Origin of the sequence: Pararhizobium sp. O133 (assembly GCF_051669845.1) — a bacterium.
In the GTDB taxonomy this organism is placed as follows: Bacteria; Pseudomonadota; Alphaproteobacteria; order Rhizobiales; family Rhizobiaceae; genus Pararhizobium.
Window position 1 is genome coordinate 2172420 of the sequence record NZ_CP196426.1, and the last position, 26859, is coordinate 2199278.

The 26859-nt window shown below is 60.9% G+C and carries 27 protein-coding genes; 4 read left to right on the plus strand and 23 right to left on the minus strand.

Going from position 1 to position 26859, the window contains the following annotated elements; all coding sequences use genetic code 11:
• Positions 1-78: 78 nt before the first annotated feature.
• The gene (locus tag ACST81_RS10425; protein ID WP_438753069.1) at positions 79-579 is read left to right on the plus strand and encodes a YciE/YciF ferroxidase family protein; all 501 of its coding nucleotides are present in this window, start codon (positions 79-81) and stop codon (positions 577-579) included.
• Between the two features lie 43 nt (positions 580-622).
• Here ACST81_RS10425 and ACST81_RS10430 read toward each other — a convergent pair whose 3' ends face one another.
• The 12 genes from ACST81_RS10430 to ACST81_RS10485 all read right to left on the minus strand — a co-directional run bounded on the left by ACST81_RS10430 (position 623) and on the right by ACST81_RS10485 (position 12851).
• The gene (locus ACST81_RS10430) at positions 623-1678 is read right to left on the minus strand and encodes an ABC transporter substrate-binding protein (protein ID WP_438753489.1); all 1056 of its coding nucleotides are present in this window, start codon (positions 1676-1678) and stop codon (positions 623-625) included.
• A gap of 52 nt (positions 1679-1730) precedes the next feature.
• Complete coding sequence (gene fhuF, locus ACST81_RS10435) at positions 1731-2408, minus strand: siderophore-iron reductase FhuF (RefSeq protein WP_438753491.1); 678 nt, start codon at positions 2406-2408, stop codon at positions 1731-1733.
• Positions 2409-2508: 100 nt separating this feature from the next.
• Positions 2509-4680 carry a TonB-dependent siderophore receptor gene (locus ACST81_RS10440; RefSeq protein WP_438753072.1) on the minus strand — a complete coding sequence of 724 codons (2172 nt, stop codon included), beginning with the start codon at positions 4678-4680 and terminating at the stop codon, positions 2509-2511.
• 163 nt (positions 4681-4843) lie between these two features.
• The gene (locus tag ACST81_RS10445) at positions 4844-5017 is read right to left on the minus strand and encodes a DUF1328 domain-containing protein (protein ID WP_438753075.1); all 174 of its coding nucleotides are present in this window, start codon (positions 5015-5017) and stop codon (positions 4844-4846) included.
• A gap of 136 nt (positions 5018-5153) precedes the next feature.
• Complete coding sequence (locus tag ACST81_RS10450; protein WP_438753076.1) at positions 5154-6581, minus strand: gamma-aminobutyraldehyde dehydrogenase; 1428 nt, start codon at positions 6579-6581, stop codon at positions 5154-5156.
• Between the two features lie 116 nt (positions 6582-6697).
• Positions 6698-7513: an ABC transporter permease gene (locus tag ACST81_RS10455; RefSeq protein WP_438753079.1), complete on the minus strand. Its 816-nt coding sequence runs from the start codon at positions 7511-7513 to the stop codon at positions 6698-6700.
• Positions 7503-8456 (minus strand): ABC transporter permease, encoded by a 954-nt coding sequence (locus ACST81_RS10460; protein WP_438753082.1) that lies wholly within the window; start codon positions 8454-8456, stop codon positions 7503-7505. The genes ACST81_RS10455 and ACST81_RS10460 overlap by 11 nt, the downstream gene beginning before the upstream one ends.
• Entirely contained in the window at positions 8453-9451 is a 999-nt protein-coding gene (locus ACST81_RS10465) for an ABC transporter ATP-binding protein (RefSeq protein WP_438753085.1), read from the minus strand. Before ACST81_RS10465 ends, ACST81_RS10460 begins: the two co-directional genes overlap by 4 nt.
• Positions 9452-9637: 186 nt before the next feature.
• Complete coding sequence (locus tag ACST81_RS10470) at positions 9638-10798, minus strand: ABC transporter substrate-binding protein (RefSeq protein ID WP_438753088.1); 1161 nt, start codon at positions 10796-10798, stop codon at positions 9638-9640.
• Between the two features lie 497 nt (positions 10799-11295).
• Positions 11296-12210 (minus strand): LysR family transcriptional regulator, encoded by a 915-nt coding sequence (locus tag ACST81_RS10475; RefSeq protein ID WP_438753091.1) that lies wholly within the window; start codon positions 12208-12210, stop codon positions 11296-11298.
• A gap of 72 nt (positions 12211-12282) precedes the next feature.
• Positions 12283-12588, minus strand: coding sequence for a type II toxin-antitoxin system RelE/ParE family toxin (locus tag ACST81_RS10480; protein ID WP_438753094.1), 306 nt, complete (start codon positions 12586-12588; stop codon positions 12283-12285).
• A complete protein-coding gene (locus ACST81_RS10485) occupies positions 12585-12851 on the minus strand; it encodes a type II toxin-antitoxin system ParD family antitoxin (RefSeq protein ID WP_438753097.1) in 267 nt (88 codons plus the stop codon). The genes ACST81_RS10480 and ACST81_RS10485 overlap by 4 nt, the downstream gene beginning before the upstream one ends.
• A 137-nt stretch (positions 12852-12988) precedes the next feature.
• On the opposite strand from ACST81_RS10485, the gene ACST81_RS10490 reads away from it, so the two are divergent.
• Positions 12989-13906 (plus strand): alpha/beta hydrolase, encoded by a 918-nt coding sequence (locus ACST81_RS10490; protein ID WP_438753100.1) that lies wholly within the window; start codon positions 12989-12991, stop codon positions 13904-13906.
• Here ACST81_RS10490 and msrA read toward each other — a convergent pair whose 3' ends face one another.
• A complete protein-coding gene (gene msrA, locus ACST81_RS10495; RefSeq protein WP_438753494.1) occupies positions 13907-14551 on the minus strand; it encodes a peptide-methionine (S)-S-oxide reductase MsrA in 645 nt (214 codons plus the stop codon). It abuts the gene before it with no gap.
• A gap of 322 nt (positions 14552-14873) precedes the next feature.
• On the opposite strand from msrA, the gene ACST81_RS10500 reads away from it, so the two are divergent.
• The gene (locus tag ACST81_RS10500) at positions 14874-15275 is read left to right on the plus strand and encodes an ACT domain-containing protein (RefSeq protein WP_438753103.1); all 402 of its coding nucleotides are present in this window, start codon (positions 14874-14876) and stop codon (positions 15273-15275) included.
• Positions 15276-15280: 5 nt separating this feature from the next.
• Here ACST81_RS10500 and ACST81_RS10505 read toward each other — a convergent pair whose 3' ends face one another.
• Complete coding sequence (locus ACST81_RS10505; protein ID WP_438753106.1) at positions 15281-17281, minus strand: CocE/NonD family hydrolase; 2001 nt, start codon at positions 17279-17281, stop codon at positions 15281-15283.
• Positions 17282-17362: 81 nt separating this feature from the next.
• Between ACST81_RS10505 and ACST81_RS10510 the strand changes: the two genes are divergently transcribed.
• Positions 17363-17692: a PAAR domain-containing protein gene (locus tag ACST81_RS10510; RefSeq protein ID WP_438753109.1), complete on the plus strand. Its 330-nt coding sequence runs from the start codon at positions 17363-17365 to the stop codon at positions 17690-17692.
• Between the two features lie 5 nt (positions 17693-17697).
• Here the strand turns inward: ACST81_RS10510 and ACST81_RS10515 are convergent, their stop codons facing one another.
• The 9 genes from ACST81_RS10515 to ACST81_RS10555 all read right to left on the minus strand — a co-directional run bounded on the left by ACST81_RS10515 (position 17698) and on the right by ACST81_RS10555 (position 26762).
• Positions 17698-18138, minus strand: coding sequence for a type II toxin-antitoxin system VapC family toxin (locus ACST81_RS10515; protein ID WP_438753112.1), 441 nt, complete (start codon positions 18136-18138; stop codon positions 17698-17700).
• On the minus strand, positions 18138-18386 hold the full coding sequence (locus ACST81_RS10520) for a type II toxin-antitoxin system Phd/YefM family antitoxin (RefSeq protein WP_438753115.1): 249 nt from the start codon (positions 18384-18386) through the stop codon (positions 18138-18140). Before ACST81_RS10520 ends, ACST81_RS10515 begins: the two co-directional genes overlap by 1 nt.
• Before the next feature lie 55 nt (positions 18387-18441).
• Positions 18442-20091, minus strand: coding sequence for an ABC transporter ATP-binding protein (locus tag ACST81_RS10525; RefSeq protein ID WP_438753118.1), 1650 nt, complete (start codon positions 20089-20091; stop codon positions 18442-18444).
• A complete protein-coding gene (locus ACST81_RS10530) occupies positions 20084-20911 on the minus strand; it encodes an ABC transporter permease (RefSeq protein WP_438753121.1) in 828 nt (275 codons plus the stop codon). Before ACST81_RS10530 ends, ACST81_RS10525 begins: the two co-directional genes overlap by 8 nt.
• A complete protein-coding gene (locus tag ACST81_RS10535; protein WP_438753497.1) occupies positions 20908-22032 on the minus strand; it encodes an ABC transporter permease in 1125 nt (374 codons plus the stop codon). Before ACST81_RS10535 ends, ACST81_RS10530 begins: the two co-directional genes overlap by 4 nt.
• The gene (locus ACST81_RS10540; protein WP_438753123.1) at positions 22017-23606 is read right to left on the minus strand and encodes an ABC transporter substrate-binding protein; all 1590 of its coding nucleotides are present in this window, start codon (positions 23604-23606) and stop codon (positions 22017-22019) included. The genes ACST81_RS10535 and ACST81_RS10540 overlap by 16 nt, the downstream gene beginning before the upstream one ends.
• A complete protein-coding gene (locus ACST81_RS10545) occupies positions 23603-23809 on the minus strand; it encodes a hypothetical protein (protein WP_438753125.1) in 207 nt (68 codons plus the stop codon). The genes ACST81_RS10540 and ACST81_RS10545 overlap by 4 nt, the downstream gene beginning before the upstream one ends.
• Positions 23810-23919: 110 nt before the next feature.
• A complete protein-coding gene (locus ACST81_RS10550; RefSeq protein WP_438753127.1) occupies positions 23920-24702 on the minus strand; it encodes a carnitinyl-CoA dehydratase in 783 nt (260 codons plus the stop codon).
• Between the two features lie 5 nt (positions 24703-24707).
• On the minus strand, positions 24708-26762 hold the full coding sequence (locus ACST81_RS10555) for an acetate--CoA ligase family protein (RefSeq protein ID WP_438753129.1): 2055 nt from the start codon (positions 26760-26762) through the stop codon (positions 24708-24710).
• Positions 26763-26859 lie beyond the last annotated feature (97 nt).

Genomic DNA, 26859 nt, shown 5'->3' on the forward strand with positions numbered 1-26859 from the left:
TTAGCGGAACAAACAGCCGAGATCGTCGTTTTCCGCTCGTCGCTTCCGACACATCCAATTGCAGAAAGGACGAAACCGATGGCCGAGAAAGCCCTGGAAGACCTGTTCTATGACATGTTGAAGGACGTCTATTACGCCGAGCGCCGGATCGTGAAGGCGCTGCCGAAGATGGCCAAGGGCGCACAGAGCCCGAAGCTGAAGGCCGCCTTCGAAAAGCATATCGAGGAAACCGAAGGTCAGATCGAGCGCCTGCAGAAGGTCTTCGAAATCTTCGGCAAGCGCGCCGTCGGCAAGACATGTCCCGCCATCGACGGCATCATCGAGGAAGGCGAGGAAATTCTCGACGAGTTCAAGGGCTCGTCGGCCCTGGACGCCGGGCTTCTCGCGGCCGCCCAGGCGGTGGAGCATTATGAAATGGCCCGCTACGGGACACTGAAGACCTGGGCTGGCATGCTCGGTCTGAACGATGCCGTCAAGCTGCTCGACGAGACCCTGCAGCAGGAGGGCGACACCGACCATGCGCTGACGGCGCTCGCTGAGGCGTCTGTCAACGCGACGGCGATGAAGAAGGCCGCATGAACCACGTCATCAAAGGGGCCGGAGATCACTTCCGGTCCCTTTGCTATTTCAGGCTGATCCAGTACGAGCCCTGGAAAGGCACTGCGGCGAAGCGCTCGTTGATTTCCTTTAGTGTCGCATCCGGGTCGATATCTGAAAACAGGTCCGGCCGCAGCCAGTGCGCGAAGGCTTCCGCGGCGAGGATGTTGAGCGGCACGGCGTTGAAGAAGTTCCAGAGGCCATGCACACGGCCCTTCTGGACGCCTGAGAGATTGGCGAGGACCGGGTTCTTGACGGCGTCGCCAAGTGTGCGGCGGGCTTCCTCGGCGGGAACGCCGGGACCGACGGAAAACACGCTGTAGGTGCCGCCGGGCGAAGCCGTGGCGATATAGACCTCAGGATCGGCCTTGATCAGATATTCGCTGCTCACGATGCCGCCTTCGCGCGGCAGATTGTTCTTCGCGATATTGCGGCTACCGGTAATGCAGATGAATTCGCCCAGCCCGCCGGTGCCATAGGCAAAGCAGCAGCGATCCGGGTTTGGGAAGGCGTCCATCAGAACGGTCGGTCCCGGTTCAGGATGGGCCGCCACCCGGTCGGTGATGCGCTTCAGGCGCTCTTCGTAGAAATCGGCGAAGGCATTGGCCTGTTCCTCGCGGTCGAGGATTTGGCCGAGCAGGCGCATGTTGCCCGGCGTGTTCTTTAGTGGATCGCTATTGAAATCGACGACGAAGACCGGCACACCGGTTGTTTCCAGATACTCGATCGCTCGCTTGCCGAGTTCCGTGTCGGCCTGCCAGTTGGCCATGATCGCCAGGTCGGCATTCAGGGAGAGCATCGTCTCGAAGGACAGCCCGTCGCCTGTGCCGTCGCCGATGATCGGTACGTCGGCGAGCTTCGGAAACTTCGCGACGAAATCCTTGTAGATTTCCGGGTTGTCGCCCTTCATGTCGCCCGACCAGCCGGCAAGCAGGCTGACGGGATCCGGATGGATCAGCGACAGCGCGACCAGATTGAAACCGCTACCGAGCAGGATCGCCTTCGGCCTCTCCTTGATCGTTACCTGCCGGCCGATGCCATCGGTGATTGTCAAAGGCCATTGGGTCCGGGCCATGGCCATGGGGGCAAGGGCTAGGAGCAGGCTAAGGGTCAGGAGAAATAGACGCTTCACATCATTGCTTTCTTTGGGCAGGCATTCTTTGGGCAGGAAGGGCGCAAAGCTCGCCGCAACTCGGAATGCCGGGCAGCAGGTACCGCAGGCAACAGACCTTGCGGCGGCAGACCGTCTGCTCACCGTCGGCCTCGTGCCGCAGACAGCCATGGAAGGGATTGTCCGAACCGTCGGGCAGGCGCGGCTGGTCGAACAGCGGCCGTGAAGCCCAGGTGCTGCCTTCAGCAGAACGCTCGGTCGCGTTGAAGGCATAGTCGATATAGACGGCAGCATTGTTCCAGGCAAGCTTCGGGGCGATGCCGCCGAGCGCCTTCAACCGGCCGACGACCGTAGGCAGGTGCTGTTTGACCAGCGGCATCACATAGGCGGGCAGGTTACCCTCTGCGTCCTCGCTCCAGTCACCTTCGCCGGAAAGCCCGAGTGCGCGCGGCAGGCCGTCCTCGGCAAGCGCGATGGTCATCTCCGCCGGGCTGATCGGCAGGACCTGCTCGGCCCGGCGCGCGACGATATAGGGGATGGTCAGGATCGAGAAATAATAGAGCGACCACATGGAGGCGATGGCCCGGCGGTCGGTGCCGCCATGGGCGGCTGCATAGGTGTCGAGCGCTGCGGAAAAGCCGCCTGATAGGAAGAAATCCTCAAGCGGCACGCCATCGTCAAGTTCGTTCGCCAGCATCATTTTTTCGCCGCACCAGGCATGCTCACCGGCAAAGACCGCCTTCAGGCTGGAAGGCCCGAATGCTGTCTTGGCATCGTGGTTGGCGGTCGTGCTCAAAGGCTCACCAGTTGTACTTCAGGGAGCCGATCACCGTGCGGCCCTGATCGCGATAGCAGAAGCCCGCCGAGCAAACGGCGTCGCGCTTGTTGAACAGATTGGTTGCGTTGACCTGCAAACGCAAGCCATCATACTTCGGATCGATCGCTGCAAAGTCATAGTGAGCCGAGGCATCGAACAGGACGCGCGCCGAATTGCGGGTGGTGTTCTGGTCGTTGCCGTAGCTTTCGCCGAGGAAGCGCGCGCCGGCGCCGAAGCCAAGGCCAGATCCGAAGCCATCTTCCGGCAGGGTGTAGTCAGCCCAGACCGTCGCCATGTGGCGCGGTACCGAGGAAACCGACTTGCCGACGGTGTCAGCCGGACCTTCGGTGATCCTGGCATCGGTATAGGTGTAGGAGGCAATCAGCGACAGGCCGTTGTCGAGGCTGGTATTGGCTTCAAGTTCGAAACCGCGTGATCGCACCTTGCCGCGCTGGACCTGGACGTTTTCCGGACCGCCGCCAAGGTCAATAACTTCGTAATAGAGGCTGTTCTTCTGGTCGACGTTGAACAGGGCGGCGGTGATGAGCGTATTGCTGTTCGGCATCAGGTACTTGACGCCCACCTCTTCCTGCTGGCTCTCCGTCGGCTTGAACGGCGCGTTGGTCTCGCGATTGATCCCTGCATTCGGAGAAAAGGCGGTGGAATAGCTGATATAGGGTGCGAGGCCGAAATCGGTCTCGTAGCTCAGACCGACGCGGCCGGAGAACGCCTTGTCCTTCTGATACACCGAGGTCGTCGCATTGGTCGGCAGGTTTGTCGTGTCGGTGTCGGTCGAAACCCAGTCGTAGCGGCCGCCGGCGGTGAACGTCCAGGCGTCGTAGCGGATCTGGTCCTGCAGATAGGTGCCCATCATCCACTGGTCCTGCATCACGCGATCGGTCAGTTCGATCGGATCGGTGGGGCGGCCCTTGGTCGGGTTCTGGGTGTCGAGCGGCGGCGTAATGCCATAGCCGTTCAGCGACTTGAAGTGCAGCTTGGTGTAATCGACGCCGACAAGGAGTGTATGATCGAGCGCGCCGGTACCGAATTCCGCCGCCAGCTGGTTGTCGAGTGTGACGGCCGTCAGGCGTTCATCGAAGCTGCCGGCGCTGCTGTCCAGATATCTCGGGTCGACGGCATTGGGCGCATAAGCGAAGGCCCAGTCGGTATCGGTATTGAGTGTAGAAACACGCATGTTCTGGCGGAAGGTGAAGACGTCGCTGAACCGGTGTTCAAATTCGTAGCCGAGGCGGGCCTGCTTCTGGACGGAATCATTGAAATCCGGATTGCCGCCGAAAATGTCGGTGACTTCGCCGGTCAGTGGATCGTTATAATAGGCGGCTGTGCCGCCGGTCTTGGTGCGGGAGTATTCGCCGAGGATGGTCAACTTGGTGTCCTCGTCCGGCTTCCAGGTGAAGGCCGGCGCGATATAGGCGCGGTCGTCGGGAACGCCGACCTGTTCCGTATCGCTGTCGCGTAGTAGGCCGGTGATGCGATAGTAGAGAGGATCGGTGTCGTTGATCGGGCCGGAGAAGTCGAACTGGCCCTGATAGCGATTATCCGTGCCGTACTGCAACTGCAGTTCGCGTAGCGGCTCCTCGGTCGGGCGCTTGGTGATCAGGTTGAACAGACCGCCGGCGCCGGATGCGCCATAAAGTGCCGAGGAGGGGCCGCGCAGGATCGATACGCCTTCAAGGCCGTAAGGCTCGTTCTTGAACAGCGAGGAACTGGCGCCCGGCTGGCGCAGGTTGTCGCGAAACATGCCGGTATAGGTGACGTCGAAACCGCGCACCGAGAAGGAATCGAAGCGCGGGTCGAAACCGAAACCACCGACGCGCGAGCCCGGCGTATAGGCGAACGTGTCCAGAAGCGTCTGCGGATTGCGATCCTTTAGCTGCTGTTCGGTGGCCGAGGAGATCGACTGCGGGGTCTGCAGGAAGGGCGTGTCGATCTTGGCGCCGGTGGCGCTGCTGGTGCCGACATAACCTTCAGCCGTGATCGTGCCGCCGCTGCCGCCGGTGACGGTGAGTGTCTCAAGCGCGGTCGCCTCGGTGGCGTCCTGTGCCAGAACCGGCGTGTTCAAGCCGATAAAAGCGAGGGCGATGATGGAGACGTGGGCATGAAGGCGGCGGGAGGTCTGGCGGATGATTGGCATGTCACTAACTTCGGTCTGATTGATAAGATGAGTGTCTTTATCATGATTTTTTTCAGACCGAAAAGTGATTTATGACTTTTTAACTCATGTTTTTTGTCGCGAAATTTCGCAGAAAGGCCGCGTGGATAAATCCGCGCGGCCTTTCATGTGTTTGAATTGCATTTTAGAGAACGGCGCTGCCGGCCATGAAGGCGAGGACGACGAAGATCAGGAAGATGATCAGCGCGACATAGAACAGCAGCTTGGCGATCGAGGCCGTTGCGGCGGAAACGCCGGAAAAGCCGAGAAAACCAGTGATCAAGGAAATTACAAAGAAAATCAGCGCCCATTTCAACATGGCATATCCTCCGTGGGTTCAACGACCGAAAGAACGCGCGAGGGGACTTCAGAGTTCCATGAAAGTAGCGTCTTTTTAAGGGGTTAAAGCTGCCGGCGGGCATTTTGATTCAAAGCGCCGCCGGCAGTTTCAGTGTTCAGCCGTGATTGATCATCACGTGGCGCACGGCGGTATAATCCTCCAGCGCATAGATCGACATGTCCTTGCCGTAGCCGGATTGCTTGACGCCGCCATGCGGCATTTCGTTGGTCAGCATGAAATGCGTATTGATCCAGGTGCAGCCATATTGCAGGCGGGACGCCGCTTTCATCGCCTTGGAGATATCCTTGGTCCAGACGGAGGAGGCGAGGCCATAATCGCTGTCATTGGCCCATTTGACCGCCTGGTCGTTCTCGGTAAAACGGGTTACGGAGACGACCGGGCCAAAGACTTCCCGGCGCACGATCTCGTCTTCCTGGGTAGCGCCGGCAACCACGGTCGGCTGGAAGAAGAAGCCGTCCTTACTGCCGAGTGCGCCGCCGGTGGTGACCTCAATATGCTTCTGCTCCGTGGCACGTTCGACAAAACTTGCCACGCGATCGCGCTGGCGCTTGGAGATCAGCGGGCCGATTTCGTTTTCGGTGTCGTCGGCCAGATTGTACTTGATGGTCGAGACGGCCGAGGTGAGGTCGGCGACCAGCTTCTCGTAGATGCCGTCCTGCGCGTAGATGCGGCAGGCGGCGGTGCAATCCTGGCCGGCATTGTAATAGCCGAATGTGCGGATGCCGGCGACGACGGCGTCGATATCGGCGTCGTCGTAGACGATGACCGGCGCCTTGCCGCCGAGTTCGAGATGCGTGCGCTTGACGGTCTTGGCGGCCGCCTGCAGCACCTTTTTGCCGGTGGCGATATCGCCGGTGATCGAGACCATGCCGATCTTCGGATGGTTGATCAGCGTGTTGCCGACGGTTTCGCCGCGGCCGAGGATGATGTTGACGACGCCTTCAGGTAGGATGTCAGCGAGCAGCCGGGCCATCTTCAGCGCCGTCAGCGGCGTCTGTTCGGAGGGCTTGAAGACGACGGTGTTGCCGCCGGCAATCGCCGGCGCCAGCTTCCAGGCCATCATCATCAGCGGATAGTTCCAAGGTGCGATCGAGCCGATGATGCCGATGGGATCGCGGCGGATCATCGAGGTGTGGCCGGGCAGGTATTCGCCGGCGACGGTGGCATGCAACGAGCGGATGGCGCCGGCGAAGAAACGCCAGCAGTCGACGATTGCCGGCAGTTCGTCATTGCGCACGGCATTGATCGGCTTGCCACAATTGAGCGCTTCGAGAGCGGCAAAGGCGTCGGCATCCTTTTCGATGGCATCGGCGATCCTCAGCAGATAACCGGAACGCTCGGCCGGTGTCGTCATCGACCACGTGTCGAAGGCCTTTTCGGCCGCATCCACGGCGCGCTCGATCTGCGACTGCGAGGCCTCGGCGAGATCGATGATCTTACCGCCGGTGCGCGGGTTGAGGATTAGCTCTTCGGCCTCGGTGCCGGCTTCGAATGTCGATCCGATCAGCAATTCCGTGTCCATGTTCGTTCTCCCTTTTTGATGGGGCGAATAGCGAATGGTGAATAGCGAATAGGGGTTTGCTCGCCTGACTGCTCATGCCCTTATTCGCTATACGCTACTCCCTATTCGCTCATTCTTCATTTTCCGGCGCCGGCGATCTGGTCGCCGTCGCGGGTGAGGTAATAGGCGGCCAGGATCGGCAGGGCGGTGACCAGCACCACCACCATGGCGACGACATTGGTGACCGGCCGCTGGCGTGGGCGGATCAGTTCCTCCAGCATCCAGATCGGCAGTGTCGATTGCTGGCCGCCGGTAAAGGTGGTGACGATGACCTCGTCGAAGGACAGCGCGAAGGCAAGCATGCCGCCGGCCAGAAGTGCTGTCCCGATATTCGGCAGAATGATGTGGCGGAAGGTCTGGAAACCGTCGGCGCCGAGATCCATGGAGGCCTCGATCAGCGAACCGGAAACGCGGCGGAAGCGGGCCACCGCGTTGTTATAGACGACGACGATGCAGAAAGTGGTGTGGCCGAGAACGATGGTCCAGAAGGAAAAGGGGATATCGGCCATCGAGAAGGCGGAGCGCAGCGCGATGCCGGTGATGATGCCGGGAAGCGCGATCGGCAGGATCACCAGCAGCGAGATCGTCTCGCGGCCGAAGAACCGCGTCTGGCTGACGGCGGCGGCACAGAGCGTGCCGAGCACCAGCGCGATGGCGGTGGCGATCGTTGCGACCTTCACCGAAAGCGCCAGCGCCGCCCAGACATCCGGCCGGTTCCAGGTGACGGCGAACCATTGCAGCGTCAGACCCGGCGGCGGGAACTGGTAGCTCTTTTCCTCCGTAGTGAAAGCATAGAGGAAGATCAGGAGGATCGGGATATGCAGGAAGGCAAGCCCGCCGATGGCGGCGATCTTCAGGGGCAGCGGCGCGGATAAGGAGCGGTCAGAGCGCATCGAAGGCCCCCATGCGTTTGGCCATCCACAGATAGAGGCCCATGATGACGATCGGGACGACGGTGAAGGCGGCGGCGAGCGGGATATTGCCGGCCGTGCCCTGCTGCGCATAGACGGCCTGGCCGATAAACAGGCGCGAGGAGCCGACGATCTGCGGAATGATATAGTCGCCCAAAGTCAGCGAGAAGGTGAAGATCGAGCCGGCGACGATGCCGGGCAGCGCCAGCGGAAAAAGCACGTGTCGGAAGGTTTGGCTGGGATTGCCGCCAAGGTCCGACGATGCCTCGATCAGATTGCCGGGCACGCGCTCGAGTGCGGCCTGGATTGGCAGGATCATGAACGGCATCCAGACATAGACGAAGACGAGGAATGTGCCGGTGTAACTCACCGAGAGCGAATTGCCGCCGATGATCGGCAACGACAGCCAACCGTCCAGCAGCCACAGGAGATGCAGCTTTTCGAAGGCCCAGGTCAGAATGCCTTCCTTGGCAAGGATCAGCTTCCAGGCATAAATCTTGACGAGATAGCTCGACCAGAGCGGCAGCATGACACCGAGATAGAACACGGCCTTCCATTTGCCCTTGGCGTAGCGCGCCGCGTAATAGGCAATCGGGAAGGCGATCAGCGCCGAAAACAGCGTGACGACCGCCGCCATCGCGACCGTGCGGACGATGATGTCGAAATTGGCGTCCGACAGCAGTTGTTTGTAGGTCGCGAGCGTGAACTCGTAATTGATCAGGCCAGAGAAGTCGTCGATCGAGAAGAAGCTCTGCAGCAGAAGCGCGAGGAGCGAGCCGAGATAGATGATGCCGAGCCAGAGGACGGGCGGGCCGAGCAGGATGAGCAGAAGGATATGCGGATGTTTCCAGAGAAAATCCGAGATCCGTCCGCTAAGGCCTGGTCGGTTCGGCAGGATTGTTGCCTGATTTGCCAGCGCGCTCATGCGTCCTCCATCAGGTGAAGGTCGTCGCGCGAAAAAGCGAGCGTGACGTTGGCGCCGGTGTCGGGAACGGGCAGGGCGGCCGGGTTGGCGACGATGATCTTCTCGCCGTCGCAATCGACGGTGACGCGATTGACCGCGCCGATGAAGCTGCGCGCCGTCACCTTGCCGGAGAGGCTGAGCTGATCCGCCGAGGAGGCGCCGATGACGATGGCCTCGGGTCTCAGGCTCGCGGCTTTCGCGGGAATGCCGAGCCTGCCGCAGAGCGCGCCAGACAGGACATTGGACGAACCCACGAAATCGGCGACGAAGCGGGTTTGCGGCCGCTTGTAGATATCTTCCGGGCTGCCAAGCTGCTGGATCTTGCCATCGTTGAAGACGGCGATCCGGTCGGCCATGGAGAGGGCCTCGCCTTGATCGTGGGTGACGAAGACGAAGGTGATGCCGAGAGACTTCTGCAGGCTCTTCAGTTCTTCCTGCATCTGCTCGCGCAGCTTCAAATCCAGCGCGCCGAGCGGTTCGTCAAGCAGTAGAACCTTGGGCTTGTTGACCAGCGCGCGGGCAAGGGCGACACGCTGGCGCTGGCCACCGGACAACTGGCCCGGCCGGCGCTGGCCGTAGCCCGGCAGCTTGACCATGGCAAGCGTATCCTCGGCCGCCCTGCGGCGTTCTTCCTTGCCGACACCCTTGACCATCAGGCCATAGGCGACATTGTCGAGAATGGAGAGATGCGGGAAGAGGGCATAGTCCTGGAACACGGTATTGACGCTGCGGCGATAGGGCGGAACGCCCTCTGCGGTGTCGCCGAAAATCTCGATATGGCCTTGGGTCGGCTGCTCGAAACCGGCCATCAGCCTGAGGCAGGTGGTCTTGCCGGAACCGGATGGGCCGAGCATGGCGAAGAACTCGCCAGCTGCGACTTCAAGATCGACCGCGTCGACGGCTTTCACCGCGCCGAAATGGCGGGAGACGTTTTGAAAGAGGACGGCGGTGGTCATGGGGACTCCGTAGGCATGCGACATCGTTTCCCTTTTGAGGAAGCGAAGGAGGTAGTTGTAATCTCCCCCCTTGTGGGGGAGATGTCCCGGAGGGACAGAGGGGGGTGTTTCGAGGTCGGGGCTGGTGACCCCCCTCTGTCAGCAAAGCTGACATCTCCCCCACAAGGGGGGAGATCAAATCAGAAATCACCGCCCGCCGATGACGCCGATATAGTCGGAGACCCAGCGGTGGTAGGGCACGCATTCGCCCTGGCTTTCGCATTTGGACACCGGCGTCTTCCAGAACTTGATCTTGTCGAAGTCGTTGTAGCCGTTGTTGGCGCAGCCTTCGTCGGTCAGCAATTCATTGCCCTTGCAGGCGGCCGGGACCGAGGGAACGGTGCCGAACCAGGCGGAGACATCGCCCTGAACCTTGGGCGACAGCGTGTGTTCCATCCACATATAGGCGCAGTTGGGGTGCTCGCTTTCCGCATGCAGCATGGTCGTGTCGGCCCAGCCGGTCGCGCCTTCTTCCGGGAAGACCGAGGCGATCGGCTGCTTTTCAGCCTTCAGCAGGTTGACCTGGAAGGGCCAGGAGCCGGAGGCGACGACGCCTTCGTTCTTGAAGTCGTCGATCTGGATCATCGCGTCGTGCCAATAGCGGCTGGCAAGCGTGCGCTGGACACGCAGCACATCGAGAGCGGCCTTGTACTGGTCTTCATTAAGCTCGAAGGGATCCTTGATGCCGAGTTCCGGCTTGTGGAACATCAGATAATTGGCGGCGTCGGCCACATGGATCGGGCCGTCATAGGCCTGGACGCGGCCCTTGTTGGACTTGCCGTCCGGCAGGTTCATTTCCTCGAACACGACCTTCCAGCTCTTCGGCGCCTCGCCCTTGAAAGCCTCGGTATTGTACATCAGGACGTTCGGACCCCAGACATAGGGTGTGCCGTAATGGGTGCCGTTGACCGTATGCCATTTGGCATTCTGCAGGCGCTCGTCGATGGTCGACCAGCTTGGAATGAGAGCGGTGTTGATCGGCTGGACGCGCTTGCCGGCAACGAGGCGCAGCGAGGCGTCACCGGACGCGGTCACGAGGTCGAAGCCGCCTTCGTTCATCAGCGCGACCATTTCATCGGACGTGGCGGCGGTCTTGACGCTGACCTTGCAGCCCGTGTCCTTTTCGAAGCCGGTGACCCAGTCATAGGCCTTGTCCGTCTCGCCACGCTCGATATAGCCGGCCCAGGCGACGATCGACAATTCGCCTTCACCCTTGCCGAGTTCCTTCAGCGGTTCCTGGGCGAAGGCGTGGGTGGCGAAAGCGAGCGAAAGGGTAAGCGCGGTGCAGGATTTCAGAATCTGCTTCATCGTCAGTCTCCCGTTTGGTGTCCGAATTTTTCGGTCTTGTTCCCGGTAAGAAGGTGCCGCGATTTTGCCGCTTTCGCAAATTCAATATTCAGAACGGCGATATCTGTTTTTCCGATATCACCCGCCGTCTCGGATATTTAGAAGGTCTACCTCTAAGATAACTATCAGTTTGCTTTTTACAGTTTGAGGCGTCCGAATGTAAGGGAGGTGGTAATTTCGAGAGTTGCGCCAAAAGCCAATCCAGTGCGTTTCGGCTACTTTCCAACTGGAATTCGGAGGAACTTTCTCAAGTACGAATATTTGAGGTGTAGATCCACTTTCGAGGATCTCAGCTATTCTCCGATGGACCTTTCGAATACTACCTTCACGGGATTGACAGATGTGCTCTGCAAGTCTGATTTCTCTGCGTTTATGTGTCTTTCCTACGTAAAATAGACATGCGTTTCGGGGGTCTAAAAGCCCATATATCAAGTATCTGCCGACTCTTATCTTCATGCCTACTGTCTCGCGCGTCCGCTCCTCAATGCTTCCGCAACACCGATAAAATCCTTCGCCGATTGCGGCAGGCCGGAGCCTTTGCGCCAGACCATGCCGACCTGAACGACGGGCAGGGCGCCGGAGACGTCGCGGCTTTCGATGCGGTCGCCTTCCAGAGACCATGGTCGATAGACGAGATCGGGCAGCAGCGCGATGCCGGCGCCGGTGGCGACGAGGCTGCGAACCGCTTCGACCGAGCGGGTGCGGAAGGCGACATGCGGGCGGGCGCCCAGCGCGGTCAGCAGCTTGCCGGTATTTTCCTCGATTTCATCCACCGTCAGCATGATCAACGGCTCCCTGGCGATATCGGCAACCGAGATGATATCGGCCGAGACCAGCGGATGGCCGAGCGGCAGCCAGAGGCGGTAAGGCGAGGTCTCGATGATTTCCGCCTGCAGCGCCATGCGGTCGCGCAGGTTGGAAATAACCATGACGGCGACGTCGAGTTCGCCACCGACCAGCAGATGTTCGAGATAGGAGCCGTTGTCCTCGATGGCGCTAACCTCGACGCCGGGGCAGGCGCGGCGATAACGCGCGAGCAGGTCGGAGAGTACGTAGCCGGCGACCAGCGAGGTCACCCCGAGATTGAGCTTGCCGCCGGTGCGCTCCTCCCGCTCCTGCGAAAATGCCCTCCGGGCATCGGACACGCCGGCGAGGATTTTGGTCGCATGGCGCAGGAACTGATGGCCGTTATGGGTGATGTGCAGCCCGCGCGGATGGCGCTCGAACAGCTCGACGCCGAGATCGCTCTCCAGTTCCTTGACCGCCTCGGTGATCGAGGACTGCGAGATCGACAGGTTCTGCGCCGCCCGGGTGACGCTGCCCTGTTCGGCGACGGCGATGAAATACTGGAGCTGACGGAGGGTGAAGGCCATGGTTTAGCTAACACGGCGGGTGGGGGGGATGGCAAGCCGGTGGGTCGGAGAAGCTCCCGCTCCTGAGTGGTTTCAGTCTTCCGGCCATGTATCGGGAAAATCACGACCACCGTAAAAGATGCGCAGAATTCGCACAAACTCGCCCTCGACTGAAAAGGCGATGGATACCCGGCGTTCAAAGCCGATCAGGCGGATACCGGGATAGAGATCGTCACGCGATTGTCTACGCAAGGGAAAATCCGCGAGTGTCATGCAGGCTGCTTCGATGCGGCTAATATAAGCGCCGGCCCGGGCGTGCCCGCTATTTTTGGCAATATACTCGTAGAGTGCGATCAGATCGGCTTCCGCCGTGGGGCGAAAGACGATCTTGTGTGTCACTTGTGAGCTTTCCCCGCATCCGCATGGCGGGCACGCAGGCGCTCGAATACGTCACTGGCAGGGATGTCGGGCCGGGGATCGGCGATGGCTTCACGAATCTTCAGCCGCATGATCTCGTCCAGCGCCGCTTCTTCGCGATCGAGCGCGCGCAGGCCGGCACGCATCACCTCGCTTGCCGAAGCATAGGCGCCGGATTGCAGACGTACGTCAAGGGACGCCTGTTGCGGGCCGAGCGTGACGGTGATTGGCTTGCTGCTGCGCATCGCGTGCTCCTTCTCAAGAAGAATAGCACGGCAGAATGACATTGTCATACTCGATGCGCGTGTCGATAATGTCGGATTGAAGACAGAAGGGAAGCTGGCTTCCGGCTAAAGTAAGGAATCAGAATCGAGACTTATCCATGAGCGACCATCGTCCCACCCCCACCGAACCCGGCATCCTTGCCTTCCACAAGCGCTGCGAGGATTTCTATCCCGCAGACGCGGTTGACGCCGATATCGCGCAGCAGCGGGTCTGGTACAATGCCCTGTGTGCCGAGTTCGATGCGCCGTCGCCGGCGGGGCTGACGCGGCAGGATGAGCGTGTCGACGGCCGTATTCCGGTGCGCCGTTACCGGCCAGCCGAGATCGCCACGCAGACACGGGTTTTCTACATTCACGGCGGTGGCTTTGTCGTCGGGTCGCTTGAAAGCCATGATGCGATCTGCGCCGAGCTTGCCCACGCGGCAAGGGTCGAACTCGTCTCCGTCGACTATCGGCTGGCGCCGGAGCATGTCTGGCCGGCGGCGTTCGATGATTGTTTCGAAGTTCTGCAATCGCTTCTCGCCGATGGACGACCGCTGATCGTTGCGGGTGACAGTGCCGGCGGCAACCTGGCGGCGGGCATGGTGTTGAAGGCGCGGGCGGCAGGGCTTAGGAGCGTCGTCGGGCAGGTCTTGATCTATCCGGGTCTTGGCGGTGATCTGAAATCCGGTTCCTATGCGGAAATGGCTGAAGCTCCAGGACTTTCGACGGCGGACGTTGCCTATTATCGCGAGGTGCTGAAAGCGCCATCCGACAATGCCTTCGCGCATCCGTTGAAGGCGGATGATTTTTCCGGCTTGCCGCCGGCCTACATTACATCGGCGCATTTCGATCCGCTGCGGGATGATGCGGCAGACTATGCGCAGCGGTTGATCGCCGATGGTGTCAACGTCACCTATCGCGACGAGCCGCAGATGATCCATGCATGGCTGCGCGCCCGTCACATGAGCGAGGGCGCGCGCGAAGGTTTCTCACAGCTCTGCCGGGGCGTCAGCGCGCTGGCCGGAACGCTCTGATCAGCCCTTAGCTTTCATAACGAGAACCGGTTCCGCGCTGAACTTCGTCGGAAAGATCGCCTTCAGGTTCTCGATCTTCGGCATGTCGTTGTAGACGATGTAGGGGTAGGTCGGGTTGAGCGTCAGGAAATCCTGATGATAATCCTCGGCCGGGTAGAATTCGGTGATATCAGAGACTTTCGTCACGACGGGGTCGCCATAGACCTTCGCCTTGTCGAGCTGGGCAATGTAGCTTTGCGCGATCTTTTTCTGCTCGTCGCTGGTCGCGAAAACTTCCGAGCGGTACTGCGTGCCATGATCCGGTCCCTGGTAGTTCAACTGGGTCGGATTGTGGGCGACGGAAAAATAGATCTGCAACAACTGGCCATAGGTGACCATTTTCGGATTGTAGGTGACCTCGACGGCCTCCGCGTGGTTGGTATCGCCACTGCTGACGGTCTCGTAGACAGCCGTATCCTTGGTGCCGCCGGAATAACCGGAGACGGCGTTCTTGACGCCCTTCACATGCTGGAACACGCCCTGCACGCCCCAGAAGCAGCCGCCGGCGAAGACCGCTTTTTCGGTGGTCGCTGTTGCCGCTTCATCGATCGCCGGTGGTGGAATGACGACCGCTTCTTCGGCGGCGTTGCTGAAAGTTGAGGACATGGCGAACGTGATGACGGCGAGCGCCGTTGCGCCGATCAGGCCGAGACCGACGCGTCGCTTTGCCTGTGATCGATTTGTCGAGAATGCGGACATGGCATTTCCTCCTTCGGAACGGTCTGCGCTTGAGATATGAACCATGCGCAGGCTTTGCAAATCAGCAGCATTGCAGCGACATTCGCCCATGCTTTATGAGCGAACTGTGGTCAAAGTGGCTGCGCCGGTCAAATCGCAAATATGTGCGTCACGCCAAAGTGAGAGATTGGCAGACCGGGTGCACGCGAGCGTGATGATGGCGTGTCCGAGGTAGTGATGGAGGAGGAGGATGACAGGCATTACCGATCTCGCGACCCTGCTGCGGCAGATGCAGCCCGCCTTGCGGCCGGGGGAATATGTCTATTGCCTGGCCGGGAACGATGACCCGGCAGCCTCCCTGGCGCTTTCGCCGCTGGGTTTTTTCCGTGAGGACGAGGGGCTGACGCTGATCTTGGAGCGGACGACGGCCGACGCGGCCGGACTTGCCTATGGCCCGGTCCTGCGCTGCATCACGCTGACGGTGCATTCGGCACTGGAGGCGGTGGGACTGACGGCGGCGGTCTCCGCCGCGCTGACGCGGCACGGCATCAGCGCCAATGTGGTCGCGGCCTATTACCACGACCACATCTTCGTGCCGGCTGAAGATGCGGAACGGGCACTGCTTGCCTTGAAGGACGCCGTGCCCGTCTGAGCAACTTACATGAAGTCGCGGGGGACCCGCTTTTCGAACGTCTTTTCGAAAACTTGCTCGTCATCCTCGAAGGCGGTGACGGATGCCGAGGTCAGCCATTCCGTCGCCGTGCAGGCGATGCGCGAGACGGAGACCGTCTTCACCGACCAGCCCTCGCGCCGGGCAATGCAGGTCCATGTGGAGACGCCGGTCATCGACAAGGGATCGTGCTCCGCGATCGTCCAAGTTTCGTCGCGGATGTCGCGCGTGGCAAATCCGGTGTCCGGATGTTCGGACAGGCCGCCATCCTCATAGATGTGGTAGTGGGTCTTGCCCGTGGTCAGGTCGCGCTCGACACGGCGGCTGGTCTTGCCTGCCTCATGCTCGATATATTTCGGTAGCGGATCGGAATTGGCCGGTTCTGGCAGGGTGATGATGCGGTGGTCTCCGAGCCTCGGCATGGCAAGGCCGAGCGAGGCCAGATCGAGCGTCAGTTCGGGATCGAACGGTGCCGGCAGGACCATCGGCCAATAGGCGGTCGAGAGCGACAGCCGGATGCGGTGACCAGCGCCGAAACGATAGCCGCAGGCATCGAGCACCAGCTGAATCTGCGTCTTTTCACCCTTCACCAGCGGCTTCGGCTCGGCATTGCCGTCGCGATGGGCGAGGTTGAGGACGCCGAAGGTGACGCGCGTCGCCGTGCCGTCGGGATGGACATCGACCAGTCGCGCCACGAGATTGGCCCAATCGGCATCGCAGGCAAGTTCCACCGTCAGGATCGGCTGGCCGAGATAATCGACGGCTTCAGTGAGCGGCGCCGTTTGAAACGTTAGCGAACCGGCATCATCGATGCGCTGGTCGCCCGCCATTTCCGCATCCGGCTTCAGCGTGAACCACTCGCCGGATGCGGTGCCGGTATCGAGCGGTGATTTCAGGATGGCATTGTGATCATGTGCGCCGGCGATCGGCATGCCATCATTGAGGCTGCCGAACTGGTCGATATAGAAACACTGCATGTCCGGCGCGGTCCAGGCATCTTTGGCAACCCAGAAACCGGACTCGACATTGCGGCGAAGGGCAGGCTTCGGGCCATCGAGAATAAAGGCGCGCATCTGCGGCAGCGCCTCGACGCCGGTATCCTCGTCGCGCAGCCAATGGTTCCACCAGGCGATGGCCTCGCCGTGAAAATCCGTGCGCGGCTTCGGCCAGGCGAAATGCGGATATTTGTGCACCCAGGGGCCAATCAGCGCCTTCACCCTGCCGCCCAGGCCTTCGGCAGCCTTCATCGGCGTGTTGCGATAGCCGTCGGCCCAGCCGGCAATGACCATGGCCGGAACCGGAAATCCGTCGAAATCCTCGCAGATCGATCCGTGTTTCCAGAAAGCGTCACGACGTTGGTGCTCCAGCCATTCCTCCATGAAGAAGGGCTCGTTTTCGAGACGTTCCAGCCACATCTCCTTCCACCGGTCGCCGACAAGTGCCGGGTCGGGCGAGCGTGATGAGTAGGCGAGCATGGTCGCCGCCCAAGAGAGTTGGGCGGACAGATGCGTGCCGTTCTTGTAATGGATGTCGTCATTGTAACGGTCGACGGTGGAGGCGATCGAGATCACCGCTTTCAGCGCAGGTGGTTTCAGGGCCGCGACCTGCAGGCAGTTGAAGCCGCCCCAGGAAATGCCCATCATGCCGACATTGCCGTTCGACCAGGGCTGCGCCGCGATCCAGGCGACGAGTTCGCAGCCGTCGGCAAGTTCCCGCGGCGTATATTCGCCGTCGATAACGCCGTCGGATTCGCCGCAGCCGCGGATATCGACCCGAACGCCGGCGATGCCGGCTGCGGCAAAGACCGGATAGGTGGATTCGTCGCGCGGACTGGTGCCGTCACCCTTCCGATAGGGGAGGTATTCGAACACCGTTGGCACGGGATTGGTGACCGCTCCCTCCGGCATCCAGATGCGGGCGGCGAGCCGCGTTCCATCCTTGAGAATGATCCATTCGTTTTCGATGACGGTGAAATTGCCTGTGGTCATGTCCTGTACTTTTCTGCATGCTGTTCGCGCAACCGGCCCTTAAGCCGCAAATGCGGGAGGATGATGATGTCAGCGAGAAGTGTGTCCGCCAGCCTTTGGATTTCGGCCTGTTGCGCCTATCCGGTGTTCGCGCAGGATGCCCAGCCCTTGCCGGCCTGCGCGCTCTCGGGCGCCACCAGCGTGATGATCGGTGGACAGCCGGCGCTGCGCCTGTCCGATGTCGTCAACTGCCCGCCGGAACTCTACGAGATCGTCCCGAGCATTTTCATCGAAGGCCAGCCGATCGTTCATTTTCGATCCGGCTCGGCTGCGAAAGGTGACTGCATCGCCAAGGGGGAATCGTCCGTCATGGTGGAAGGCGAGGCGGCCCAGCGAACGGGCGATGTCGCATGCACGGAAAAGTCTGACTAACATATTCATGGCAGATACTCATAGGGATTGATGAACGGCACTCCGAAGAGTTCGAAATGCCGGACGTTCCGCGTCAGCACCTGCAAATGCCTTGAGTGTGCGATCGCAGCGATGGCAGCGTCCTCAAAATCAGGCATGCCACCTACACCATATGCTTTATCGAGCAATTTGCCGGTGAGACGCGCCGAGCCCATATCCAGCGGCAATATGCGGTCGGCATAGGCATCCAACACGGTATCCAACCAGTGCGATAGGTCTTCCGCTTTTTTCGATGCACCTTGTCTCTGTGCTTTTGCGATGCCGGCCTCGATCTCCGCGACCGAAATTGTGCATAGATATAAGCCGTCCGATTGTTGCACGAGCCAATCGCGAATCCTGATCTCCTGATCCGACGGATTTTTACCGAGCAGCAACGTCGCGACGATGTTGGTATCCAACAGATACATCAGAATTGCGGGTCGCGCAGTGCGCGCGCGGGATTGCGTTCCGGCAGATCACCTTCCTCCAGAGGAGAATTTGCTAGCAACCATCCAAAACTCGGCACGGCGCGTGACAGCCGCTCGAACTCCTGGAAAGAGATAACAACCGCTGCCTTGCGCCCGTGGCGGGTGATGATCGCGCCGTTGCCGTTGATTGCGTCGTCGATTACCGCCGACAGCTTTGCCTTGGCATCCTTCAACTGAATCTCGTTCATCGACATCTCCATGATATGACCACAATAGTCATACTGGGCGTTCGGAGCGCCATCGTCAATTCCCTGCACTTTCCATGCGCCGGGTCGTCAGCACCTTTTCCAGCCAGCCGAGTTCCATTTCCGGAACCGATTTGAGGAGCAGGTCGGTATAATCGTCGAACGGCGGCGATAGGACTTTGGACTTCGGTCCGAAGCGCACCAGCTTGCCGCGATGCATGACCGCGACGCTATCGGCAATTGCCCGGACGATGGCGATGTCGTGGGTGATAAAGACATAGGAAACAGCGGTTTCCTCCTGAAGCTTCAGAAGCAGATTCAGGATGCCTTCGGCCACCAGCGGGTCGAGTGCCGATGTCGGCTCATCGCAGAGGATCAGTTCCGGCTTGGCGGCCAGCGCCCGGGCGATCGCGACGCGCTGCTTCTGGCCGCCCGACAGTTCCGCCGGATAACGATCGAGGAAACGGTCGCCAAGCTCGATCTGGTCGAGCAGTTGCTTCACCCGTTCCGTCTTCTTCGCGCCGTGCACACCATAGTAGAAGGTGATCGGTCGGCCGATGATGTCGCGCACCGTCTGGCGCGGGTTCATCGCCGTATCCGCCATCTGGTAGATCATCTGCACGCGGCGCAACTGATCCTTGTTGCGAGCGCTCAATGCCTTCGGCAATTCCTTGCCATCGAAGGTGATCGTGCCTTCGGATGGCGGCAATAGGCCGGTGATGACGCGGGCGAGCGTCGATTTGCCGGAGCCACTTTCGCCGACGATCGCCAGCGTCTGCCCCTTCGGCAGATGCATGGAAACGTCGTGCAGCACCTTGAAGCCGTTGGCGTAACCGGCGCTGACATGATCGATCTTCAAGAGCGTGTCGCTCTGGTCCTTGGCTTCCTCGCGCTTGGTCTGGCGAACGCTGACGAGCGCACGGGTGTAATCCTCCCGAGGCGCCTCGATGATCTGTTTTGTCGTTCCGTATTCGATCGTCTTGCCATGGCGCAAGACCATGATGTCGTCGGAAATCTGGGCGACGACGGCGAGGTCATGGGTGATGTAGAGGGCGGCGGTGTGCGTTTCCTCGATCGCATGCTTGATCGCGGCAAGCACGTCGATTTGAGTGGTGACATCAAGCGCTGTCGTCGGCTCGTCGAAGACGATCAGTTCCGGGTTGGGGCAAAGCGCCATGGCCGTCATGGCACGCTGCAACTGTCCGCCGGAAACCTGGTGCGGATAACGCTGGCCGAACGTGTCCGGGTTGGGCAGCCCCAACACCTTGAACAGGTAGAGGGCGCGTTTTTCCGCCTCTTCGCGGCTCATGATCTTGTGGCGCAGTGCCGCCTCGATCACCTGTTCGCCGAGCTTGTGGGCCGGGTTGAAGGCGGCGGCGGCTGATTGCGCGACGTAACAGACCTTGCAGCCGCGAATTGTGCGAACGCCGTCGCGGCCGAGCGTCAGGATATCCTTGCCGTTGAGCAGGACCTGACCGCCGGTGATTTTCGCACCGCCGCGGCCATAGGCCAGCGCAGAGAGGCCGATGGTCGACTTGCCGGCGCCGCTTTCGCCGATCAGGCCGAGCACCTTGCCCTTCTGCACGTCGAAGGAAACGTTTTCCACCAAGGTCACCGTTTTCGGCGGTTCTCCCGGTGGATAGCTCGTCGCTTCGATCTTCAGGTTTTTGACGGAAAGCAGATCATTCCTGGACAAGGATTCAGGCATCGCCGCGTCCTCCCTTGAGGCTCGAGGTCCGTTTCATCAGCCAGTCGACGACGAGGTTGACGCAGATCGCTAGGCCGGCAATCGCTCCGCCGGGAACAAGGGCTGCCGATATGCCGAAGATGATGCCATCCTTGTTGTCCTTGACCATGCCGCCCCAGTCGGCGGCCGGCGGCTGGATGCCGAGGCCGAGGAAGGAGAGGGTGGACAGGAACAGGATGGAAAAGGCGAAGCGCAGCCCGAATTCCGCCAGAAGCGGCGACAACGTGTTGGGCAGGATCTCCCGGAAGATAATCCAACCCGTGCCTTCGCCGCGCAGCCGCGCGGCCTCCACGAATTCCATCACCGCAACGTCGAGCGCCACCGCTCGGCCGATGCGGAAGACACGGGTCGAGTCGAGGACAGCCATAACCAGGATCAGGATCCAGAGTTGCTGCGGCAGGACGGCGAGCACGACAAGCGCGAAGATCAGCGTCGGGATCGCCATCATCAGGTCGTTGAAGCGCGAGAACAACTGATCGATGAAGCCGCCGGTGACCGCTGCCGTGAACGACAGGAGCATGCCGAGGGAGAAGGAGATGACCGTTGCAGCAAGGGCGACGAAGATGGTCGTCCGTGCGCCGTAGATCAGGCGGGAGAGGAGGTCACGGCCGAGATTGTCTGTGCCGAGCAGGAAGTCGCCACCCATCGGCAGCCAGATATCGCCGACGACCGTGCGTTCGCCATAGGGGGCGATGAAGGGGGCGAAGAGGGCGCAGAACAGCGCGAGCGCGATGCCGATGATGCCGACCCAGGCACTGAGGGGAATGGAGCGCAGGTTCATCGTGGATGCCTCAATCTCGGATTGGCGATGATGGCCAGAATATCAGCCGCCATGTTGAGGAAGATGTAGAAGGCGGCGAAGATCAGGCCGCAGGCCTGCACCACCGGCATGTCGCGCACCGTGACCGCATCGACCATGTACTGGCCCATGCCCGGATAGACGAACACCACTTCCACGACGACAACGCCGACCACGAGATAAGCGAGGTTGAGCGCGATGACATTGATGACGGGCGCCACCGCATTCGGCGCAGCATGCCGCGCGATGATTCGGAAAGCGCCGAGCCCTTTCAGTTCTGCCGTCTCGACATAGGCAGACGACATGACGTTGAGGATGGCGGCGCGGGTCATCCGCATCATGTGGGCGAGTACGACGAGGACGAGCGTTGCCACCGGCAGTGCGATCGCCGAAAGCCGTTCGCCGAAGCCCATGCTGTCATAGACCGTGGCCGGGAAGGTCGCGACGCCCATCTGCACCGCGAAGAACAGGATCAGCAGATAGCCGACGAAGAATTCCGGCAGCGAGATGGCCGCGAGCGACACGACATTGATGATCTTGTCCGGCAATCGATTTCGATATTGCACGGCAAGCATGCCGAGCCCCACCGCCAGCGGAACGGAAACGATCGCTGCGAAGAAGGCGAGGAACAGGGAGTTTCCAAGCCGTTTGCCGATCTGCTCGCTGACCGAATTCTTGCTGGCCCAGGATTTGCCGAAGTCACCCTTCACGGCACCACTGAGCCAGGTGACGTAGCGTTCGGCGAGCGGCCGGTCGAGGCCGAGATCCTTGCGAATGTTTTCCACCGCCTGTGGTGTTGCCGATTGACCGAGATAGGTCGTGGCGAAGTCGCCGGGCAGGGCTTCCACACCGCCGAAGATCATCAGCGACACGGCAAAGAGGAGACCAACGCTCAGACCGAGGCGCTGGATGATGAGGGCCGCCAGGGGACGGCGCAGGGTGAAACGGCGCCAGAATGTACCGGTCACCTTGCCGCCAGCGGGCAAGGTCGTCGTGCCGGATAGGGTTGCGGTCTGCGGGAGGCCTTCGCCTCCCGCAACCGTACCCGTTGTCAGCGCCGGACCCGTGTCAGGTCCGAGCGCGGCCATCAGGCGTCGAGCCAGACGCGGGTCGCGACGTAGCCGTTCGACATGTCGTTGCCGATATCGTGGACATAGCCCTTCACCTGCTTGGTGGAGGCGTTCACGAAGTCGTTGAACATCGGCAGGATCAGGCCGCCTTCGTCGCGGACCATCATGGCCATCGAGCGATACATGTCCTTGCGCTTGGCTTCGTCGAGTTCAGAGCGGGCTTCGAGAAGGACCTTGTCAAAGTCGGGACGCAGGAAGCGCGTGTCGTTCCAGTCCGCCGTCGAGAGGTAAGCCGTCGAATACATCTGGTCCTGGGTCGGGCGACCGCCCCAGTAGGATGTCGAGAAGGGCTGGACGTTCCAGACGTTCGACCAATAGCCGTCGCCCGGTTCGCGCTTCACTTCGATTTCGATGCCGGCCTTCTTGGCGCTTTCCTGATAGAGAACCGCCGCGTCGACCGCACCCGGGAAGGCAACGTCGGACGTGCGCAAAAGAACCGGGCCGCTATGGCCGGACTTCTTGTAGTGGAAGGCCGCCTTGTCGGGATCGTAGGCGCGCTGCTCGATGCCTTCCGGGAAGAGGGCGTAGGTCGAGTTGATCGGGAAGTCGTTGCCAACCTTGCCGTAACCGCCGAGGATGGTCTGCACCATGTTCTCGCGGTCCATCGAATATTTCAACGCCATGCGCAGGTCATTATTGTCGAACGGCGCGGTGTTGCAATGCATGATGAAGACGTAGTGGCCACGGCCGGAGGTCGAGAGGATCTCGACGGTCGGCGCGCGCTTCAGAAGCGACACGGTCTTCGGATCGACGCGGTTGATGTAATGGACCTGACCGGAGGAGAGCGCTGCAATGCGGGCGGTGGCGTCGTTCATATTGATGATTTCAACGCTGTCGACATAGCCGCGGTTCGGGTTCCAGTCGTTCGGGTTCTTTTCGAAGGTGGCGCGGACGCCGGCTTCGAAGCTGGTCAGCTTGTAGGGGCCGGTGCCGATGGCGGCATTCGGATTGTCGTAGCCACCGCCCGGCTGGATGATCAGGTGGTAGTCGGTCAGAAGCAGCGGCAAGTCGGCATTGCCTTCGGTCAACGTCAGGACGAGATCGCCGCCCTTTTCCTCGATCGTCTTGATCGACTTCATCACGCCGAGCGCGCCGGATTCGGACTTCTCGTCGGTGTGGCGCTGCAGGGTCTTGACGACGTCGTCGATGGTCAGTTCCTTGCCGTCATGGAACTGCACGCCCTTGCGGATCTTGAAGGTCCAGACGGCGGCATCCGGCGAGGGTTCCCAGCTTTCGGCCAGCGCCGGAACGGCGGCGCCGGTCAGCGGGTCGGATTCGACCAGCATGTCGCCCCAGTTGCGGCCGACGACGAAGAGCACCTGCGACAGCGCCTTTGCCGGATCGAGCGCGTCGGTGGCCGAGCCGCCTTCGAGGCCGAGCTTCAGATGCCCGCCCTTCTTGGGCTCCTGCGCCGAGGCGCTGGTGGCAAACAGCGTGCCGGCGCTGGACAGCGCCACGCCGGCGGCGAGCGTGCGGCCCATGAATTCGCGGCGGTTCATCTTGCCCAGCATGACCTGATTGGCGAGGTAGTTCTTGTAATCGCTCATTCCCCTGTTCCCTTATGTTTGATGGCTTTTCGCCGTTTTTCGTTATTGTTTTCGATCTTTGTCGATCGGGTGTCGCTAGAATGCATGCCCGAGGGCAGGTAGGCCAGTAACATTTGCGGATTGTTTCGCCGCGCGTCTGCCTTTCGTGAAGCGGATGTTCCGGCTTGGCGGAAATCCCCGTTAAATTTGATGGTATCGATCAAACGATACCCTGTATTGATAGAAAAATTCAGCATTTTTCATAAGTCAGGCTTATGGTAGTTTGCCGCAGGCATCGACGACGCGCGGCGGTCTTTCACCCTGTCCTTCCGCTCTATTTCCCCTTCCACACCGGATCGCGCTTTTCCGAAAATGCTCTGGCACCCTCAAGCTGGTCGTCACTCGAATAGAGGATATCGACCGTCTTGAACTGGCGCTTGGTGATCTTGTTCATCGTCGTCTGGAAATCATTGCCTTCGGCTGCGCGCACCACTTCCTTGATGGCGGCATAGACCAGCGGCGGGCCGCTTTCGAGCAGGCGGGCAAGCTCCCAGGCACGTTCCATCAGTTTGTCGGCGGGCAGGATTTCGTTGACGAAGCCCCAGCGATGGGCCTCCGTCGCATCCAGCCAGCGGCCGGTGAGCAGCATGTCCATGGCGATGTGATAGGGGATGCGCTTCGGCAGCTTGATCGAGGCTGCGTCGGCGACGGTGCCGGAGCGGATTTCGGGCAGTGCGAAGGTTGCGTGCTCGGCAGCCAGGATCATGTCGGTGGAGAGCGCGATTTCAAGCCCGCCGCCGCAGCAGATGCCGTTGATGGCAGCGATGATCGGCTTGTTGAGATCGCGCAGTTCCTGCATGCCGCCAAAGCCGCCGATCCCGTAGTCGCCGTCGACAGCGTCGCCGTCGGCCGCCGCCTTCAGGTCCCATCCCGGACAGAAGAATTTTTCTCCCGCGCCGGTGATGATCGCCACCCGCAGCGTGTCGTCGTCGCGGAAGTCGGCAAAGATCTTGCCCATAATCCGGCTAGTCACCAGATCGATCGCATTGGCCTTCGGCCGGTCGATGGTGACTTCGAGAATGGCGCCTTCGCGGCGGGTTCTGATAGGTCCGGTCATAGGCGTCATTTCCTTCGACGGATCAGGGCATCGGCCGCAACGGTTCCAGACCCTTGCGGCAAGACCATGATAGGATTGATATCCAGTTCTTCGAGCTTTGAAGCGTTTGCAGCGACATAGGATGCAACAGCAGCGACAGCCGCGTTGAGCGCCGCAACGTCGCCTTTCGGACCGCCACGATAGCCGTCAAGGAGCTTGCTGATTTTCAGGCCATCGATCGCGGCGCTGATGGCTTCCGGTGTGGTCGGCAGTGTCAGGATTGCCGAATCTTCCAGCAATTCCACGAGAATTCCGCCGGCGCCGATGGTGAGCACGAGACCGGCCACGGGATCGCGCAAGGCACCGACGATGATTTCGGCGACCGGTTTGGCGATCATCTTTTCCACCAGGAATCCGGAAGCGACATCCTTCATGGCATCCGCCGCGTCTAGCACAGCCTGCCGGTCGCCGAGGTTGAGCTTGACTGCGCCGGCTTCGGTCTTGTGCGCGACGCCAAGCCCCTTGAGGACGACCGGGAAACCGAGAGCTTCGGCGGCGTCCGCCGCTTCGCTCGCAGTCAGCGCCACCTTGCCTATCGGCACGACGAGGCCGAATTTGGCGAGTTCGGCTTTTGCCTCGCTCTCACTGATCGTCACGATCTCGCCACTGTCCGGAATTGCCGAGAGGAGTGGCTGCGGCGCAGGCTTTGCCCAGATGGCGCCGATGCCGGCCGAGATTTCGGCGGCGGCCAGCGCCCCGTCGATACCCGAAAAAGCCACGACGCCCGATGCCATCAGCGATAGCGCCGTTTCCTCCGGCATGTTTTCGCCAAGACTGGCGACGATGCCGGCAACCGCGCCGGTGGCTTTAGAGGCGGCGATGACCGCATCGCAGGTCGTGTTCCAGTCGGCGGCGTCGCAACGATCCTGACGGGGGAAATCGAGAACGATGAGGTTCAGCGCATAATCGCCCTTCATCATTTCGGTAAAGGCGCGCGTCTGCTTTTCGAGATTGCCCCAGACAAAGGTGTGGTAGTCGAGCGGATTGGCGATCGTGACCATGTCGCCTAGCGTTTCGCGCAGCGGCTGCCGCTGGCTTTCCTTAAGCGCACGGAACACCGTCTTCCGCTTGACGCCGGAATCGGCCATCAACGAGGCTTCGCCGCCGGAGCAACTCATCGAGGACACGTCGAAGCTTTTCAGCGGTGGATGCAGGTGCAGCAGCTTCAACGTTTCCAGAAGTTCTGGAAGCGTCTCGACGCGGCCGATGCCGAGGCGTTCGAGCACGGCGCCTGAGACGGCGTCATTGCCGGCAAGCGAGGCGGTATGCGAGACGGTGGCGAGCTGGGCTGCCTCCGACTTGCCGACCTTCAGCGTGACAACCGGCTTCTTCAATTGACGGGCACGCGCCGCCAGCCGCTGCAGGGCTTCGATACTGTCGAAGCCCTCGATATGCAGGCCGACAGCCGTAACACGCGGGTCTTCGAGTGCAGCGATCGCGAGTTCCGAAAGACCGGTCTGCGCCTGATTTCCCGCCGTCATGATATAGGCGAGCGGCAGGCCGCGCATCTGCATGGAGATATTGCAGGCGATGTTGGACGATTGGGTGAGGACCGCCACGCCCTTGTCTACCCGCAGCATGCCGTGCTGGTCGGGCCAGAGCAGGGCGCCGTCTAAAGCATTGATGAAGCCGTAGCAGTTCGGCCCGACGATCGGCATGTCGCCGGCGGCAGCCACCAGCGCTTCCTGCAGGTCGTTGCCATCGGCAAGTTCGCTGACGGCCTCGCGGAAACCGGAGGCGTAGCAGATCGCACCGCCAGCGCCACGCGCTGAAAGCTCGCCAATGATGTCGATGGTGAGTTGGCGGTTGACGCCAACAAAGGAGGCATCGGGCGCTGAGGGAAGATCGGCGACCGACCGGTAGCATTTATGGCCGAGCACCTCGTCAAGCTTGGGGTGGACGGGCCAGATCTCGCCCTTGAAGCCCATCTTGCCGCATTGCTCGATCACCCGGCGCGCTTCCTTGCCACCGAAAACGGCGATGGATTTCGGGCGGATCAGACGGTCGAGGGAGCGGGTCATGATTGGGCTCCCAAGGGCAAAACCCCTCCCCAACCCCTCCCCACAAGGGGGAGGGGCTTGGATGCCGCACCTTTCGTGCGCAGTCCATAAGCTCGGC